The sequence below is a fragment of the Buttiauxella gaviniae genome (genome assembly GCF_040786275.1).
Taxonomy (GTDB): Bacteria; Pseudomonadota; Gammaproteobacteria; order Enterobacterales; family Enterobacteriaceae; genus Buttiauxella; species Buttiauxella gaviniae_A.
On sequence record NZ_JBFMVT010000002.1, the window covers coordinates 1,852,410 to 1,869,829 of the forward strand.

A 17,420-nucleotide genomic window follows, 5' to 3' on the forward strand; every position below is an offset into this window, starting at 1 on the left:
GATGGATTCGCAACGCAATCTTTTTCTCATCGCTTTGTTGTTCGTGTCTTTCATGATCTGGCAAGCCTGGGAGCAGGACCACGCTCCGCAACCTCAGGTGCAACAGACCACGCAGACTACGACCACCGCAGCAGGTAACGCCGCAAGCCAGGGTGTGCCGACCAGTGGCCAGGGGAAAATCATCACGGTTAAAACTGACGTCCTTGAGCTTTCCATCAACACCCGTGGTGGTGATGTGGAGCAGGCACAGTTGCTGACCTACCCGAAAGAGCTCAAATCTAATGAGCCATTCCAGTTACTGGAAACGACGCCACAATTTGTCTACCAGGCGCAAAGTGGCCTGACCGGTCGCGATGGCCCGGACAACCCGGCTAACGGTGAGCGTCCTCTGTATAACGTTGATAGCGAAAGCTTCGTACTGGCAGACGGCCAGAACGAAATCGTTATTCCAATGACTTATACCGATGCGGCGGGCAACACCTTCACTAAATCTTTCACTCTGAAACGCGGCGAGTTCGCGGTAAGTGTGGATTACAACGTGAAGAACGCCGGTGAGAAACCGCTGGAGCTGGCTACTTTTGGTCAGTTGAAGCAGTCCATCAATTTGCCGTCTCACCGCGATACCGGAAGCAACAACTTTGCGTTGCATACCTTCCGCGGTGCTGCGTACTCAACGCCTGATGCGAAATACGAAAAATATAAATTCGATAAAATCGCTGACGGTGAGAACCTGAACGTTAACGCCAGCAATGGTTGGGTAGCGATGTTGCAGCAGTATTTCGCAACAGCCTGGGTTCCGCGTAATCAGGGTACCAACAACTTCTATACCACCAAACTGAACAACGATGTGGCCGCGATTGGTTATAAATCCGCTCCACAACTGGTTCAGCCAGGCCAAACAGCTCAACTGGGTAGCACCCTGTGGGTTGGCCCGGAAATTCAGGACAAAATGGCAGCCGTTGCGCCACACCTTGACCTGACTGTGGATTATGGTTGGTTGTGGTTTATTTCTCAGCCGCTGTTCAAGCTGTTGAAATTCCTGCACAGCTTTATCGGTAACTGGGGCTTCTCCATTATCGTTATCACCTTTATCGTTCGTGGCATCATGTACCCGCTGACTAAAGCGCAGTACACCTCCATGGCGAAAATGCGTATGTTGCAGCCGAAACTGGCGGCCATGCGTGAGCGTATTGGTGACGACAAACAGCGCATGAGTCAGGAAATGATGGCGCTGTATAAAGCAGAGAAAGTTAACCCGCTGGGTGGTTGCCTCCCGCTGGTTATCCAGATGCCAATCTTCCTGGCGCTGTACTACATGCTGATGGGTTCCGTGGAGCTGCGCCATGCGCCGTTCGCACTGTGGATTCATGACTTGTCTGCACAAGACCCGTACTACATCCTGCCGATCCTGATGGGTCTGACGATGTTCTTCATTCAGAAGATGTCGCCGACCACTGTGACCGACCCGATGCAGCAGAAGATCATGACCTTTATGCCGGTCATCTTTACGGTGTTCTTCCTGTGGTTCCCGTCAGGCCTGGTACTGTACTATATCGTCAGTAACACCGTGACCATCATCCAGCAGCAGCTGATTTATCGCGGTCTTGAGAAACGTGGCTTACACAGCCGCGACAAGAAAAAGACCTGATAGCGATTTAAGCATAAGCACACGGAAGGCGGTCAATTGACCGCCTTCTTTTTTTCGTAGAGTGGATAAGCAAAGCGCCATCCACCAGCAATCCCGAAGGGACAGTAATGAGCCATAACGAGACAATCGTTGCCCAGGCGACACCGCCGGGACGTGGTGGGGTTGGTATCCTGCGCGTCTCAGGCCTTCAGGCACGTGAAATCGCACAAGCGATTCTGGGTAAACTTCCCAAGCCACGCTACGCCGATTACCTGCCATTCCGCGATGCAGACGGCAGCGTTCTGGATCAAGGTATCGCGCTGTGGTTCCCCGGTCCTAATTCCTTCACCGGTGAAGACGTGCTGGAACTGCAGGGCCATGGTGGCCCGGTTATCCTCGATTTGCTGCTAAAGCGCATCCTGGCACTTCCAGGCGTACGTATCGCACGACCTGGCGAGTTCTCCGAGCGTGCATTCCTGAACGACAAGCTGGATTTGGCGCAGGCCGAGGCGATTGCCGACCTGATTGACGCCAGCTCAGAACAAGCCGCTCGTTCAGCGTTAAATTCTTTGCAGGGCGCGTTCTCCGCCCGTGTAAACCATCTTGTTGAAGCCCTGACCCATCTGCGTATTTATGTGGAAGCGGCGATTGATTTTCCGGATGAAGAAATCGATTTTCTCTCTGATGGCAAAATTGAAGCCCAGCTTAACCAGGTGATTGGCGATCTGGACGCTGTCCGCGCCGAAGCGCGCCAGGGCAGTTTGCTACGCGAAGGGATGAAAGTGGTTATTGCCGGGCGTCCAAACGCCGGGAAATCAAGCCTGCTGAATGCCCTTGCCGGGCGCGAAGCGGCGATTGTGACGGATATTGCCGGAACCACTCGCGACGTACTGCGCGAACATATCCACATCGATGGGATGCCGCTGCACATCATCGATACCGCGGGTCTTCGCGAAGCCAGTGACGAAGTTGAGCGCATCGGTATCGAACGTGCCTGGAACGAAATCGAACAAGCTGACCGCGTGCTGTTTATGGTTGACGGTACCACGACTGACGCAACCGACCCGGCAGAGATTTGGCCTGATTTTATCGCCCGCTTACCGGCTCGTTTGCCGATTACCGTGGTGCGTAACAAAGCTGATGTTACTGGTGAAACGCTGGGCCTGAGCGATGTAAATGGTCACTCACTTGTGCGCCTTTCTGCGCGTACCGGTGAAGGCGTAGATGTGCTGCGCGATCATCTAAAACAGAGCATGGGTTTTGAAACCAACATGGAAGGCGGATTCCTGGCGCGTCGTCGTCACCTGCAGGCACTGGAGCAGGCCGCAAACCACCTGCAACAAGGCAAAGCCCAACTGCTGGGCGCGTGGGCCGGAGAATTACTGGCCGAAGAGCTGCGCCTGTCTCAGCAAAGCCTGAGTGAGATTACCGGCGAATTTACCTCGGATGATTTGCTTGGACGCATTTTCTCCAGCTTCTGCATCGGTAAATGATTTAAAAAAGTAAGCGTGCGCTCACTTTTTATCCATCCCGTGACATGATGTGTGTTGCGGGATTTTTTTGCCTTTTTAGCCGAAAAAGCGAATGTATTTAGCCAGATAATCATCAATTGCAAAAAATGGCTTAGACCGCACAGCATTAAATCCAAAATATTCATACAGTTGATCATTCACGGAAGAGTTGCCGTTTTTTTACACATACCTGGCCGTGCGTTTCGCTGCTAAAAAACCTACAATCAAGAAAAGTGTACATTGCCCATTATCAAGGAGAGACAAATGGCAACGCATTTCGCAAGATGGACGATCACCCCAAAATACCCCTTTTCGAGCCGGCTAAATGACGAGTGTCACGCTCACGCCCGGCAAATGCCAGAGCATCGCCGTTTACGATTTTTAGCCTCGCGCAGTCTGCTGGCTGAGTTACTGCACATGTTGTACGGCATTCAACAACTGCCCACGATTATCACCACCGCAGCTGGACGACCGCACTTTGCCGACCCTTCTCTGATGGATTTCAGTATCGCGTATGCTGGAAATAAAGTCGGCGTGCTGGTCACAACCGAAGGCCGCTGCGGGCTGGATATCGAGATTAACCAATCTTTCGGCAACCTTCCTTCTATCGCTTCAGGGTCAGCGTTTCGCAGCAATGAATCCATCTGGATCAACAATCAAAAAAACCCAGGTGAATCCAAAGCTCAACTGCGCACGCTGCATCAAAGCGCGTTTAAATTGACGGGTTGCGAAGAAAGCTTACAGCTTCTGCCAGGGGCGGGCCGTATTCGCGTTAGCGATCAATCAGAAATTGAAGCAATCAGCGATGTTGAAGGGTTGTTGATATGGGGATGTGTGGTGTCACCTGGCATTGAAAAACTTAATTTGTGGGAGTTTGAAAGCCCACAAAACTGGCATAGTCTATGGGATGTAAAATCTCGCTATCGCGATCCCAACAGCAGCATCATTCGCTTAACCAGTATGTCGTCCGAAAAAGCGTTATCCCCACACTGATCTTTCCTGAACGTCCTGACAAAAAGAGGTATTCATGTCCGACACGTTAAAGATAGTCACGTTATTAGGTAGCCTTCGCCATGGCTCATTCAACGCTATGGTTGCCCGCACTTTGCCAAAAATCGCACCGGCTGGCCTGAGCATCAAGGCGTTACCGTCGATTAAAGACATTCCCCTGTACGACGCCGATATGCAGCAAGAAGAGGGTTTCCCGTCCTCCGTTGAGGCTATTGCGCAGCAAATTCGTGCCGCTGATGGCGTAGTGATTGTCACACCGGAATATAACTACTCGGTACCTGGCGGCTTAAAGAACGCCATCGACTGGTTGTCTCGATTACCAGAGCAGCCGCTGGCGGGTAAACCGGTATTGATTCAAACCAGTTCGATGGGAGCGATTGGCGGGGCACGCTGTCAGTACCACCTGCGCCAGATTTTGGTCTTCCTCGACGCAATGGTGATGAATAAGCCTGAATTTATGGGCGGCGTGATTCAGAACAAAGTGGATACGCAGACGGGCGAAGTGGTGGATCAAAGTACGCTCGACCATCTGACCGGTCAACTGACCGCGTTTGGTGACTATATTCAGCGCGTTAAAAGCTAATTTGCTAATGCACGCCACATAGTTTCAAAACCTAACGCCTTAAAATCGCCAGCACGTTCAGGTTCGCGGCTGGCGAACTCCATCGTTGTTTCTGCCAGTGAAGAAAAAATCGCGTCACTAAATGCACGGTATGGGCCTGACTGAAAAGCCTTTAATATCGACTGCGAACAGATCTCGTGCAGTTCCGGGAATAACTCAGCCACTTTCTCTTTCGTCGCTTCGCCAATCTTGTCGCTCACGGACAATTGGCGGATCGCGCGATGCGCCTGCGGATTGCTGATAGCCCAGTCGATGTAACTGTTCCAGATATAACGCGTATATTCTTTGGGATCGTTCAGGGTTCGGTCGATATTAGCCAGCATCGCCTGGCAAAGGTCTTGTTTTAAAAATAGATAAAGGTCGTTGAGCAATTCATCCTTGGTGGCAAAATAGCGAAACAGAGTCCCTTCAGCGACACCCGCAGCACGAGCAATCTGCGCCGTAGACGCAACGATCCCGGCCAGGGCAATGGCGATGGTCGCCGCTTCCAGTAACGCTAATTTTTTATCTTCACTCTTCGGACGAGCCACAACGCTTTACCTCTTCCATCCTAAAACCCGAATTGAATCACGTGAACCAGGACACTGCAACGCTGATTGTCAGCCTTTGAAAAGCATCTTGACGCTGGTCACTTCCCATCTATAATGAGTGCTTACTCACTCATTATCAAGTTTATCAGCATCGGGCCAGTGGATGGAACGACTATGCGGGCCAGGATATGAAACGTCTCTCCTTATGCACGGTAATAATTATGTTGATTGCAGCAGCAGCCAGTTTACCTTTCGTCCTGAATGCCGGGTTTGGTCAGGCTCCGCAAGGGGAAGGTCTAAGTTTAGTCGAACGCTCGCCAAACTATGTTGATGGGCTGTTCCGCAACCAGGTTCCCACGCTTGGCTATACCGGGCAGAAAAGTAAACTGGCGGCCTGGTGGGGGTTTTTAACCACACGCACTGAAAATGCACGCCCGCAGCAGCCATTGCCGTTGGTCAAAACCGATCTGGCTAGTTTGCCCCTGGGGCAGGACACAATGGTATGGCTCGGCCACTCCTCGTGGTATATCCAGCTCGCCGGAAAACGCATTCTGATTGATCCGGTATTCAGTAATTACGCCGCCCCCTTTTCGTTTCTGAATAAAGCCTTTCCAGGGGATTACCCATGGAAAGCGGAATCGATGCCTGAGATCGATCTGCTAATTATTTCCCACGACCATTACGATCATCTGGATTACGCCACCATAAAAGCGCTGAAACCCAAAATTCGCCAGGTGATCACACCGCTTGGGGTTGGTTCCCACCTGCGCTACTGGGGCATAAATAGCGACATCATTCATGAAAAGGACTGGAATCAGGCGGTAAAAATATCGAACGAGCTGACCGTTCACGTTTTACCTGCACGCCATTTTTCAGGCCGCAGCCTGAAAAGCAATCAGACGTTATGGGCGAGTTTTATGTTCGTAACGGATAGCCAGAAAATCTATTACAGCGGCGACACCGGCTACGGGCCTCATTTCAAAGCGATTGGCGAACAGTTTGGTTCGGTGGACGTAGCCATTATGGAAAACGGCCAGTACGACGAGGACTGGAGCAATATTCATATGATGCCGAATGAGACAGCTCGGGCAGCCGTTGAGCTTAATGCTCGCGCCATATTACCGGGCCATGCGGGTCGCTTTGTTCTGGCAAAACATACCTGGGATGCGCCGTACAAAAGCCTGGCGCAGGCCAGCGAAGGGAAAAACTTTCGTCTGTTAACGCCAAAACAGGGCGAGCCTGTTTGGGTAAATGACAGCACGCAGCAATTTAGCGCCTGGTGGGAATCCACCAGTGCCATGTAAGCGAAACGCGCAGGGGGCTAAATGACAATTTCCGCTCAGGTTATCGACACGATTGTTCAGTGGATTGACGATAATTTGCATCAACCATTACGCATTGATGATATTGCCGATCATGCGGGTTATTCGAAGTGGCATTTACAGCGATTGTTTATGCAGTACAAAGGCGAGAGTCTGGGGAAGTATATTCGCGACCGAAAACTGCTGCTGGCGGCACGCGATCTGCGCGATACCGATAACAAGGTTTACGATATTAGCCTGAAGTATGGATTTGATTCGCAGCAGACGTTTACGCGGATCTTTACGCGAACGTTTCATCAGCCGCCGGGCAGGTATCGCCGGGAGAATCACACGTAGGTCGGATTAGCGCAGCGACATCCGACAAAACAGGCATAAATTAGGGTGGATGTCGCTTACGCTAATCCACCCTGTAAAACCTGTTAGTGTGCGTCGATAAACACGATTTTAAGCACGAACAGCAGCGCCACAACAATCACGCATGGGCTGATTTCACGCCAGCGGCCGGTACCCAACTTCATCACGCAATAAGAGATAAAGCCAAGCGCGATACCTTCGGTGATGGAGAAGCTAAATGGCATCATCACCGCAGTAATGAACGCAGGAACCGCTTCAGTAAGGTCGTCCCACTTCACACGCGAAAGGCTGGATGTCATCAACACGCCAACGTAAATCAGTGCGCCTGCGGCTGCATATGCCGGCACCATGCCCGCCAGCGGTGACAGGAAGATAACCAGCAGGAACAGCAGACCCACGATAACCGCAGTCAGGCCTGTACGCCCACCTACAGAGACGCCTGAAGAACTTTCGATATACGCGGTAACCGATGAAGTGCCGATAAATGCACCCGCAACGGAAGAGACGCTATCCACGTACAGCGCCTGCTTCATGCGTGGGAATTTACCTTTTTCGTCGGCCAGACCCGCTTTATCTGTCACCCCAATCAGCGTGCCGGATGAGTCAAACAGGTTAACCAGCATAAAGGAGAAGATAACGCCTGCCAGCCCGATGTTCAGCGAACCGGCTAAATCAACCTGGCCCACAACGGAAAGCACGCTTGGTGGCGCGGAAACAATACCGTGGTATTGCACATCGCCCATCATCCAGCCGAGCAGCGTGGTCACCACAATGGACACCAGCACAGCCGCATGAATATTACGTGAAGCCAGAATAGCGATGATGAAGAAGCCCAGGGCGCCCAACAGCACGCTGTGCGATGTCAGGTTACCGATGCTCACCAGAGTGTCTTTATTGGCGACGATAATCCCGGCGTTTTTCAGGCCCATCATACCGATGAACAGACCGATACCGCTGGTAATACCCACGCGCAGGCTCATCGGGATATTGGCAATCATCCAGTAGCGCACGCGGAAAATGGTCAGCAGCAGCAGGCCCATGGCACCCCAGAAAATGGCGCCCATACCGACTTGCCATGAAATGCCCATCGCCCCAACAACCACAAAGGCGAAGAATGCGTTCAGGCCCATTGCCGGAGCCAACGCAACTGGCAAGTTAGCGAAAATACCCATCAGGATGCTACCTAATGCGGCAATCAAACAGGTGGTGACAAAAACGGCCTGGGTATCCATACCCGCGGCGCCAAGGATCTGCGGGTTGACGAAGACGATATACACCATCGTCAGGAAGGTCGTAAGACCTGCGATCACTTCTGTGCGTGCCGTGGTGCCGTGTTCGCGCAGTTTAAACACGCGCTCGAGCAGCCCCGGATTCGCGACCGGAGTAGATTGTGGTTGGCTCATTTAGTCTTAATTCCGAACATTGAGAGGGAAAATCCGTCGCTATCCTATACCAAAAATTACAAAACATGATGAACAACGCAGATTTTTTTTCATTGAATTTTCTTATACGGCAACGATTGCGTGCCGCAAAAATTGCGCAAATTGGATAAGATGGTCATTCACTCTTAAATAAGGAAGCGGTATGTCCCGGATAGATGCGGTGTTCTTCGACTGCGATGGCACGCTGGTTGATAGTGAGGTGATTTGCTCCAAAGCCTACGTACATATGTTTGCGCAATACGGCATTGAACTTGCGCTTGAGGAGGTTCATAAGACCTTTAAGGGTATAAAGCTCTACGAGATTATCGACACCATCAATACCCAACACGGAGTGAGCCTGCCAAAAGAGGAGCTGGAACCTGTTTATCGCGCAGAGGTTTCCCGCTTGTTCGAAAGCGAACTGGTGGAAATAGAGGGTGCAGCAGCGCTCATTGCGCAAATCAAGGTGCCGATGTGTATCGTTTCCAACGGCCCGGTAAGCAAAATGCAGCACTCGCTGGGAAAAACCGGCATGCTCAACCATTTCCCGGACAAACTGTTTAGCGGCTACGATATTCAGACCTGGAAACCGGACCCGGCGATCATGTTTCATGCCGCAGATGCCATGCGCGTGGATGTGAAGAACTGCGTGCTGGTGGATGACTCGATGGCCGGTGCGCAATCCGGTATCGCCGCAGGAATGGAAGTTTTCTATTTTTGCGCCGACCCGCATAACAAGCCGATTGATCACCCGAAAGTGACGACGTTTACTGACTTAGCGGACTTGCCGGAACTGTGGCGTGCGCGCGGCTGGGATATTACTGTTTAACGAAAATGGCGGATGGCGCAAGCTTATCCGCCCAACAATTGCCGCACTCAGGTGCTCCGACGTAACTCAATCTGGTAGCTGAATTGCTCAACGCGCGTTTCATCTAATTCATCATCCCGCTCGTCATTCAATAGATCAATCAGCAACTTACCTGCATCTTTACCCATTTTTTTATAATCGACACGGACAGACGTTAGCGTCGGGTGTGTTTGATCGCAGCTATCTGACCCGTCGAGACAAGCCACCGCGATATTTCCAGGGATTTTCAGCAAGCGCCGTTGGCACTCAAACATGATACCCAGCGCAATCTCTTCGTGGCTGCAAATCACGGCATCCAGTTCTGGCTGGCGCAGTAAGATTTCAGATAACGCATAACGCCCGAACTGCAGGCTGGCGGCATCTGGCGTGGTGATAACCTGGTCGGAATTCTGGTAACGATTGAGCATCGCTTTATGCCAGCCGTTTAACTGCTGCCGTTGCAGGCGGTTGTCCATGTGCGCGCCGATAAAACCGATATTCTTATAGCCCTGATCCAACAGGTGTTCGGTCAGTTTATGAGACGCCTCAAAAAATGCCGTCTCAAGCGTAATCCGCGCCTGGCTAAATGGTGAGCCGACAACGTTAATGGTGGGAATGTTCGTCTTTTCGAGAATTTGGTAGGTTTTTTCTGCCAGTTGAGAGCCAAAAACCACCAGCGCAGCCGGGTTGCTTTGCAGCAATGTCATCAAGATTTCAGCTTCTTTATGCTGATTGTGTTCGTGGCAGCCAAGCAGGAGCTGAAACTCATTTTTGTTCAGCACTTGCTGTAACGACTGCATAAAGCGTGAGCTGGATTTGTCGGTCAAAGAAGGTATCAGCACGGCGACCGTATCACTGTGGCCGGAAGCCAGCGCGCCAGCAGCCCGATTGGGGATGTAACCCAACTCTTCTACCGCTTGTTCTATCTTCTCACGCAGTTTGTCAGAAACCTGCTCCGGGGTTCTTAATGCGCGGGAAACTGTCATGGTTCCGACACCCGCAAAATTGGCGACTTCTTGTAGCGTGACTCGTCCGGTGCCACGGCGCTTACGCATCTTTTCCATTCTGGCTCCCGTGACGATTGCAACTCGCTGTTTTCATTATTTTTATTTCACCATTAATCCGTCAACTCTTCGGCCACGGTAGCAAATATCCTGGCTCATTGTATATGCGCGAAACGGATATAGCCAAAATCAGACCGGGAAGAAATGATAGCGCTATCACAAACATTGATAGCGCTATCAGGTAGCGCTATCAAATGAGATGAGCGTCACATTAATTACTGACTTAAAAATCTACTCTCCTGTTAATTATCATCGGGAGTTATCAGTCGCATGTTAAAAAAACTATTAACCGCAGAGGTTGTGCAGGTCGTCGATCAGGCTAAAGACTGGCGCGATGCCGTGGCGATTTCATGCCGTCCGCTGATTGAAAATGGTTCTATCGAGCCGCGTTATGTCGAGGCCATCTACCGCTCGCATGAAGCGATCGGCCCGTACTACGTAGTTGGCCCAGGTATTGCGATGCCCCATGCCCGCCCTGAAGAAGGTGCAAACAAACTCTCTCTGGCACTGACGCTTATCACTTCAGGCGTGAATTTCGATGCCGATGAAAACGATCCGGTGAAATTGTTGATTGTGTTAGCGGCAACCGACAGCACCAGCCACATTGAAGCGATCTCTCAGCTCGCCCAATTATTCGATAACGAACAAGACATTCAGGCCATTTTGCAGGCCAAAACAACGCAAGACATTTTGTCCGTCATTGCGCGCTATTAATCCAGGGGAACAATTATGAAAATTACAGTAGTTTGCGGTAACGGTTTAGGCACCAGTCTGATGATGGAAATGAGCATTAAAAACATTCTGAAAGAACTGGCTGTCCCTGCAGAAGTTGATCATGTCGATCTCGGTTCCGCCAAAGGCACGCCGAGCGATATTTTTGTTGGTACCAAAGACATTGCCGAGCAACTAGTCGCCCAGTCCGTCGCCGGGAAAATCGTCGCTCTGGACAACATGATCGACAAGAAAGCCATGAAAGAACGTCTGTCCGTGGCATTAACCGAATTAGGCGCACTTTAAGTCGAGGTCGTAATGGATTTCTTTCGTTTTTTGATGAGCGATGTGCTTTCCGAACCGGCAGTGCTGGTCGGTTTAATCGCCTTGATTGGCCTGATTGCGCAGAAAAAACCGGTCACCGAATGCATTAAAGGCACCGTCAAAACCATCATGGGTTTTGTGATTTTGGGGGCGGGTGCTGGTTTAGTGGTGTCATCCCTGGGTGACTTCGCCAACATCTTCCAACACGCTTTCGGTATTCAGGGCGTAGTGCCTAACAACGAAGCTATTGTTTCCGTCGCGCAGAAAAGCTTCGGTAAAGAGATGGCGATGATCATGTTCTTCGCTATGGTTATCAATATCTTGATTGCCCGTTTCACGCCGTGGAAATTTATCTTCCTGACCGGCCACCACACGTTGTTTATGTCGATGATGGTGGCGGTGATCCTGGCCACTGCGGGTATGACGGGCGTTACACTGATTGCCGTTGGCTCTTTGGTGGTTGGCGTGGCGATGGTCTTTTTCCCGGCCATTGCTCACCCTTACATGAAGAAAGTCACCGGCTCAGATGATGTCGCCATCGGCCACTTTTCGACATTGTCTTACGTATTAGCGGGTTTCATCGGCAGCAAGTTTGGGAATAAAGAACACTCGACTGAAGACATGAACGTGCCGAAAAGTCTGTTGTTCTTGCGCGATACACCGGTCGCCATCTCTTTTACCATGAGCATTATTTTCCTGGTGACCTGCCTTTTTGCAGGCGCGGATGTGGTGAAAGAGCTGAGCGGTGGTAAGAACTGGTTCATGTTCTCCATTATGCAATCCATCACTTTCGCCGCAGGCGTGTACATCATTCTGCAAGGTGTGCGCATGGTGATTGCGGAAATCGTTCCGGCATTTAAAGGCATTTCCGACAAACTGGTTCCGAATGCTAAGCCTGCGCTCGATTGCCCGGTCGTTTTCCCTTATGCGCCGAACGCGGTGCTGGTTGGTTTCCTGAGCAGTTTCGCCGCAGGCTTAATCGGCATGTTCGCGCTGTACCTGCTGAACATGACGGTCATTATTCCAGGCGTAGTACCGCACTTCTTCGTCGGCGCGGCGGCAGGGGTATTTGGTAACGCGACTGGTGGGCGTCGTGGAGCCATTTTTGGTGCCTTCGCTCAAGGCCTGCTGATTACCTTCCTACCAGTGTTCTTGCTGCCAGTGCTGGGTGATATCGGCTTCGCTAACACCACCTTCAGTGATGCAGACTTCGGTGCGCTGGGCATTCTGTTAGGGATTATCGTTCGCTAGAATTTTGGCCTGAGCATTTACTAACAAAAACGCCAGCAATTAGCTGGCGTTTTTGTCTATTGAAGATTTGACGCCAGGGTTTTTGAATTGCCTCTTATTGTTTGTTTTAGCCTAACTAATATCCGAGTATGTTTTAATACAAATCATAAATTTTATTTACCATTTCTGATGTAGATATCTTTTCCCCTGAAACCAAGACTGTAATCTTTAGCCTTTGTGTTCATAAGGATTTAAATAATGGTTAGAGTATTGGACAGTCTTGGCGGTTGTTGTGAAGCAGGAGCCGCTGACCGTCGCTATATGGTACGTATTAACCTGCCTATTGAGGTGGATTGATTATGCCTGTTTATTATGTTAGCACCCGCATTAACTCGAATGTTCCCCCGAGTTCCATTCTGTATGATTTATGCATTTACCGCATGGATTCAAAAAGAAATAAGTATCCTATTGTGGATGTGAAACAACAACCGCTACAGGATAATTATGAAACCCAGCCTCATGTAACGGAAAATATCAGCGAACCATTTTCAACTATCTATATTATGGAAGTAACACTTTACCGAAAATCGATGCTTAAAACGGTTTGTGTTTCACCTACACCTTTTACCCGCATGTATACACTGGCAGAGTTTGCTTCAGGAAAGGCCTGGTCTTCCGTTAAGCGCGAGAGTCCTTGTTATTTTGAATCGACAGCAACCACAAAACTAAAAAGTGAAGGAGATAATACAGTTACGGTAAACATATCTAAACCGGAAAGACCTTTTATTGCACAGGAATATCCCATTGGTAGCCCTCAGGATCCGTTTGAGAAAGGTATAATCGAAAGAGATATTAAAGACAGGTTTTACCATCGGTCTTATCCATATCAAGCAAGCGCTAGTGTATGTGGCCCTGCTGCATTTTTTTACTGCTTACAAAAAGATCGGCCCGATGTGTATGCACAAATTGCACAGGAACTGTGGCGACATGGAAAAACTAAAATAGGCAAGCTTGAGATAACACCGAGTAATGGCTGCTGCCATCCCGCTGGTCACTTTTACGGAAATATATCTGGTCTTGACTGGATGACCCTGGCAGGGTTGAGGGATTCAGAAAATTCCGTTTTGAGTTTTAATGCACTCGATTCACCGCTCGCAGGAATCACTATGTGGCAAACGCTGACACAATGGTTTGAGAAAGCGGGCTATGAAAAAGTGTTCAGTAATGTTGGAATAACCCAAGCAGGGCCCCAGGGAATAAATGATTTAAATGAGTATGTACGAAAAGGCTACAAGGTTGTTTCACTTATCAATGACAGCTTATTACGGGGTAGTTTATCTGAACGGGCCACTTACCCAACTCACTGGATTGTGTGGGATGGAGCTGTTACGCAAGATACTAACGGACATGTTCATTTAGATTTATTTTCATGGGGTAAAGTTGAAGATCAGATAAAACCTCAAAAGGACCTGTCTTTTTTCATTCATCGATTTTTTGGAGGGGTGGTTTTTAAACCACTGAAATAAAAATGTTGATCTTACGCTTAATTTTCATACTTTGTCTGTCTAGTTTATCTGCATGTAGTCTATTCAGTGCCAAGGCAGAATATATTCCTGATAATGAAATGTTAAAGAACGCAACAGTTGGTGAACCATATTTTTACAAAATAGATATTTTGGGTGGAGGTGTTATTGGAATAATTGGAATGGAAAGAAATGTTGGACTTGTTGTACCTGATGACGCTGGTATTTTTCTGCGTAACTGTCAATTGCCAGCATGGAGAGTCAAAAACATGAAACCAATGGATAGCAATAATTATAACTGTGTAGAGATATATGGCACTCCAACCAAGCCTGGTATTATAAAAATAAATATTAGCGGTGGAATGTATGGGAATATGTTTGTCCCCGCCAGCGAATTCAGCAAGGACTACATATTAAAAATTAATCAGCCATGAATTTTAGTGAGCGAAAGGATTTTCTAAGATCCTTTTGCTCCTTGTGCAACCTCAATAAAAATAAATTTATCTCGCTGGGCCGTTTAGAGTGATTTCACTAACTAGAAATCGCTCTAAGAATAATCTATAAAAAATAGTTATTGGAGGCGTGGTTTTCAAACCACTTAAATAATAATGTTAAAATTAAGCGTAATTTTAATTCCTTGTCTACTTTTCTTGTATGCTTGTACGTTATTAAGCCCCAAAGCAGAATACATTCCCGATAATGAAGTTTTGAAAAGTGCAACCGTTGGAGTTCCTTACCGCCTCAAAATTGACATTCTGGGAGGAGCTGCTTTTAGGGGAACATCGAGAAAACCTGGTTTTGTTTCGCCAACTGATTCTGGCATTTCCATACATTATTGCCAGTTATCCGAGTCGGAAATAAAAGACATGGAACCACGGGATAGCAATAATTATAACTGTGTTGAAATATACGGTACACCAATAAAATCCGGCGTACTGAAAATAACCATAAAAGGAGGGATGTACGGAAGCATGATCGCCCCTGCAAGTCATTTCAGCAAGGACTACACATTAAAAATTAATCAAGCATAAAGATGAGTGCGCGAAAGGATGTTCTAAGATCCTTTCGCACCTTGTGCAACCTCAATAAAAATACATTTAACTCGCTGGGCCGTTTAGAGTGATTTCACTGACTAAAATCACTCTAAGAATAATCTATAAACATAGTCATTGGAGGTGTGGTTTTCAAACCACTTAAATAAAAATGTTAAATTTACGCGTAATTTTCATTCCTTGCCTGCTTTGTTTATCTGCATGTACATTATTAAGCCCCAAAGCAGAATATATTCCTGATAATGGCGTGTTAAAAGATGCGATAGTTGGCATGCCTTATTTTTCAAAGATTAGTATCGTAAGAGGTAGAGTTTTTGGTGGCGTAGAAAGAAAGGCAGGGATTATAGAACCTAATGATTCGGGAATTTTTTTACGGAATTGTCTGTTACCTTCCTGGATGATTACAGAAAACACAAGAGATACCAAGGATCATAACTGTGTTGAGGTTTACGGTACTCCCACAAAGCCTGGTATTATAAATATAAATATCAGTAGCGGAATGTATGGACATATGTTTGCCCCTGCTAGCGAATTCAGCAAGGACTACACTCTGACCGTAGTTAATCCCTAAATGTAGCTAAAGGTTTACGCCGCGTAATCATCATCACTCATCGGTGTTTGAAGCCTTTTTTCCTTTTTGACGGCGCTTAATCTCAGTACGAACAGCGGCAATAATAAACTTAGCTCTTGTCTCATCATCCAGAAGGCACTCATCCATCTCTTCAACAACATCATGTGGAATACGGGCGTTGATTTGTTGAGATTTATTATTGATATAGCCCGTTGCCATGAGTGAATCCCTTGTTCGATGTGATGAAAAATAGTGCTTATACAGTATTGAGGTGTTATTCACTTTACTATAAGGTGAATAACACTAAGGAGCTCTTCCAGACCTTAAAACAACGCTCCGATGTGCGTCAACACATTCGGAGCGTCTAACCAAAACGTTAAAAGGAGTAACGCTATGGCTAACGCCGATAGTAACACAATCGCTCGCCCTGAAATCGAGTCAGCTATCACCATGCAGTTAAAAACCCCGCTTGGTGCCACCCACGATCTTTTTCAGTTACTTGATGGTTGCCAGCGCGATGCTGATGCATTAATTGAAAATGATAACAACACTGAATGCATGGCTCTTTGTGGTCGCTTGCTTGCCGGGCTGGAAGTAATGAAAGGAACACTCAAAGCGCCGCTACCCGATCATCTAATCAAGCGTCTTACGGTCAATAATATCAATGCAGACGACTATCGTTGCCCAATTTCGACGGATTCAGAAACGTTGCGTGAATATTGTGTAGCGCTAACGATAGTGCTGTTAAATCATCAGGAGTCAGCGGAACAGAAGGCGCACATCACGGGAATGTTATTTGAAATGGTAAATCTGCTGGTCGACGATTTAAAAGCACCACGTTTTATTGATACTGGTGAGGGGTTGGCGATGATTAGCGGGGAGAAGGTTTCAGTAATTCATTAAGTTAGAAGAGTGGATAAATCCCCTCTCCCAAAGGAGAGGGAACTGATTAACTCAGATGACGGCAATAAATCACTCTTTCGGATCTTTCCCGGCCAGCAATTTATCCAGCTCGTCGCCGCCGACATGGCGGAAGTCCTGCCCTTTAACGAAGTAGAAGATAAACTCGCAGATATTCTGGCAGCGGTCGCCGATACGCTCGATAGAACGCGCGCAGAACAGCGCGGTCAGCACGCTGGGAATAGTGCGTGAGTCTTCCATCATATACGTCATCAACTGGCGCACGATGCCTTCATATTCCTGGTCAACTTTCTTATCTTCGCGATAGATACGCACCGCTTCGTCGAGATCCATGCGCGCGAATGCGTCCAGCACGTCATGCAGCATTTGCACGGTATGGCGGCCTAATGACTCCAGGCTAACCAGCAGCGGTTGGTGCTGCTGGGAGAATTTCTCCAGCGCCGTGCGGCAGATTTTATCCGCCACGTCACCGATACGTTCCAGCTCAGAAATCGTTTTGATGATCGCCATGACCAGACGCAGGTCGCTGGCGGTTGGCTGGCGTTTCGCGATGATGCGCACACAGGCTTCGTCGATCGCGACTTCCATCATGTTTACTTTCTGGTCGCCTTCAATAACGCGCTTTGCCAGCTCGCCATCCTGATTGTGCATGGCGGTGATGGCATCAGAAAGCTGCTGCTCCACCAGCCCACCCATCGTCATAACCTGGGTGCGGATATATTCCAGCTCGGCGTTAAACTGGCCGGAGATGTGTTTGTTGAGATTGAGGCTATCCATTG

20 protein-coding genes are annotated in these 17,420 nt (G+C 48.7%); 15 read left to right on the plus strand and 5 right to left on the minus strand.

The window, feature by feature from the left end:
* The first annotated feature begins 1 nt into the window (after position 1).
* From yidC to AB1E22_RS09275, 4 genes are all read left to right on the plus strand, one after another.
* Complete coding sequence (gene yidC, locus AB1E22_RS09260) at positions 2-1,648, plus strand: membrane protein insertase YidC (protein WP_367595070.1); 1,647 nt, start codon at positions 2-4, stop codon at positions 1,646-1,648.
* A gap of 107 nt (positions 1,649-1,755) precedes the next feature.
* Complete coding sequence (mnmE, locus tag AB1E22_RS09265; RefSeq protein WP_367595071.1) at positions 1,756-3,120, plus strand: tRNA uridine-5-carboxymethylaminomethyl(34) synthesis GTPase MnmE; 1,365 nt, start codon at positions 1,756-1,758, stop codon at positions 3,118-3,120.
* A 282-nt stretch (positions 3,121-3,402) separates the two neighbouring features.
* Positions 3,403-4,131 (plus strand): 4'-phosphopantetheinyl transferase family protein, encoded by a 729-nt coding sequence (locus AB1E22_RS09270; RefSeq protein WP_367595072.1) that lies wholly within the window; start codon positions 3,403-3,405, stop codon positions 4,129-4,131.
* Between the two features lie 34 nt (positions 4,132-4,165).
* The gene (locus AB1E22_RS09275; protein ID WP_367595073.1) at positions 4,166-4,732 is read left to right on the plus strand and encodes an NADPH-dependent FMN reductase; all 567 of its coding nucleotides are present in this window, start codon (positions 4,166-4,168) and stop codon (positions 4,730-4,732) included.
* On the opposite strand, the gene AB1E22_RS09280 is transcribed toward AB1E22_RS09275, so the two are convergent.
* Positions 4,729-5,301 carry a TetR/AcrR family transcriptional regulator gene (locus AB1E22_RS09280; RefSeq protein ID WP_367595074.1) on the minus strand — a complete coding sequence of 191 codons (573 nt, stop codon included), beginning with the start codon at positions 5,299-5,301 and terminating at the stop codon, positions 4,729-4,731. The two genes, AB1E22_RS09275 and AB1E22_RS09280, sit on opposite strands and share 4 nt — an antisense overlap.
* A gap of 188 nt (positions 5,302-5,489) precedes the next feature.
* Between AB1E22_RS09280 and AB1E22_RS09285 the strand changes: the two genes are divergently transcribed.
* Together AB1E22_RS09285 and AB1E22_RS09290 are read left to right on the plus strand one after the other, a co-directional pair.
* On the plus strand, positions 5,490-6,605 hold the full coding sequence (locus tag AB1E22_RS09285) for an MBL fold metallo-hydrolase (RefSeq protein ID WP_367595075.1): 1,116 nt from the start codon (positions 5,490-5,492) through the stop codon (positions 6,603-6,605).
* Between the two features lie 21 nt (positions 6,606-6,626).
* Positions 6,627-6,959: a RamA family antibiotic efflux transcriptional regulator gene (locus AB1E22_RS09290; protein WP_367595076.1), complete on the plus strand. Its 333-nt coding sequence runs from the start codon at positions 6,627-6,629 to the stop codon at positions 6,957-6,959.
* A gap of 83 nt (positions 6,960-7,042) precedes the next feature.
* Here the strand turns inward: AB1E22_RS09290 and AB1E22_RS09295 are convergent, their stop codons facing one another.
* Positions 7,043-8,380 (minus strand): NCS2 family permease, encoded by a 1,338-nt coding sequence (locus AB1E22_RS09295; protein ID WP_367595077.1) that lies wholly within the window; start codon positions 8,378-8,380, stop codon positions 7,043-7,045.
* A gap of 181 nt (positions 8,381-8,561) precedes the next feature.
* Here AB1E22_RS09295 and yieH point away from each other — a divergent pair, with 181 nt between their 5' ends.
* A complete protein-coding gene (gene yieH, locus AB1E22_RS09300; RefSeq protein WP_367595078.1) occupies positions 8,562-9,227 on the plus strand; it encodes a 6-phosphogluconate phosphatase in 666 nt (221 codons plus the stop codon).
* Positions 9,228-9,274: 47 nt separating this feature from the next.
* Here the strand turns inward: yieH and AB1E22_RS09305 are convergent, their stop codons facing one another.
* Entirely contained in the window at positions 9,275-10,309 is a 1,035-nt protein-coding gene (locus tag AB1E22_RS09305; protein WP_367595079.1) for a LacI family DNA-binding transcriptional regulator, read from the minus strand.
* A gap of 270 nt (positions 10,310-10,579) precedes the next feature.
* Between AB1E22_RS09305 and AB1E22_RS09310 the strand changes: the two genes are divergently transcribed.
* The 7 genes from AB1E22_RS09310 (at position 10,580) to AB1E22_RS09340 (ending at position 15,720) form a co-directional block, all read left to right on the plus strand.
* Positions 10,580-11,023 carry a PTS sugar transporter subunit IIA gene (locus AB1E22_RS09310; protein WP_367595080.1) on the plus strand — a complete coding sequence of 148 codons (444 nt, stop codon included), beginning with the start codon at positions 10,580-10,582 and terminating at the stop codon, positions 11,021-11,023.
* 15 nt (positions 11,024-11,038) lie between these two features.
* Positions 11,039-11,326, plus strand: a complete 288-nt coding sequence (locus AB1E22_RS09315; protein ID WP_367595081.1) for a PTS sugar transporter subunit IIB — start codon at positions 11,039-11,041, stop codon at positions 11,324-11,326.
* Between the two features lie 12 nt (positions 11,327-11,338).
* On the plus strand, positions 11,339-12,595 hold the full coding sequence (locus AB1E22_RS09320; RefSeq protein ID WP_367595082.1) for a PTS ascorbate transporter subunit IIC: 1,257 nt from the start codon (positions 11,339-11,341) through the stop codon (positions 12,593-12,595).
* A gap of 338 nt (positions 12,596-12,933) precedes the next feature.
* On the plus strand, positions 12,934-14,100 hold the full coding sequence (locus AB1E22_RS09325; RefSeq protein WP_367595083.1) for a hypothetical protein: 1,167 nt from the start codon (positions 12,934-12,936) through the stop codon (positions 14,098-14,100).
* Between the two features lie 2 nt (positions 14,101-14,102).
* Positions 14,103-14,531, plus strand: coding sequence for a hypothetical protein (locus AB1E22_RS09330; protein ID WP_367595084.1), 429 nt, complete (start codon positions 14,103-14,105; stop codon positions 14,529-14,531).
* 174 nt (positions 14,532-14,705) lie between these two features.
* Positions 14,706-15,128 (plus strand): hypothetical protein, encoded by a 423-nt coding sequence (locus AB1E22_RS09335; protein WP_367595085.1) that lies wholly within the window; start codon positions 14,706-14,708, stop codon positions 15,126-15,128.
* A gap of 172 nt (positions 15,129-15,300) precedes the next feature.
* Positions 15,301-15,720: a hypothetical protein gene (locus AB1E22_RS09340; protein WP_367595086.1), complete on the plus strand. Its 420-nt coding sequence runs from the start codon at positions 15,301-15,303 to the stop codon at positions 15,718-15,720.
* A 33-nt stretch (positions 15,721-15,753) separates the two neighbouring features.
* Here AB1E22_RS09340 and AB1E22_RS09345 read toward each other — a convergent pair whose 3' ends face one another.
* Positions 15,754-15,939 carry a YlcI/YnfO family protein gene (locus AB1E22_RS09345; protein ID WP_367595087.1) on the minus strand — a complete coding sequence of 62 codons (186 nt, stop codon included), beginning with the start codon at positions 15,937-15,939 and terminating at the stop codon, positions 15,754-15,756.
* A gap of 174 nt (positions 15,940-16,113) precedes the next feature.
* Between AB1E22_RS09345 and AB1E22_RS09350 the strand changes: the two genes are divergently transcribed.
* Positions 16,114-16,623 (plus strand): hypothetical protein, encoded by a 510-nt coding sequence (locus tag AB1E22_RS09350; RefSeq protein ID WP_367595088.1) that lies wholly within the window; start codon positions 16,114-16,116, stop codon positions 16,621-16,623.
* A gap of 69 nt (positions 16,624-16,692) precedes the next feature.
* Here the strand turns inward: AB1E22_RS09350 and phoU are convergent, their stop codons facing one another.
* A complete protein-coding gene (phoU, locus tag AB1E22_RS09355; protein WP_034460681.1) occupies positions 16,693-17,418 on the minus strand; it encodes a phosphate signaling complex protein PhoU in 726 nt (241 codons plus the stop codon).
* Positions 17,419-17,420 lie beyond the last annotated feature (2 nt).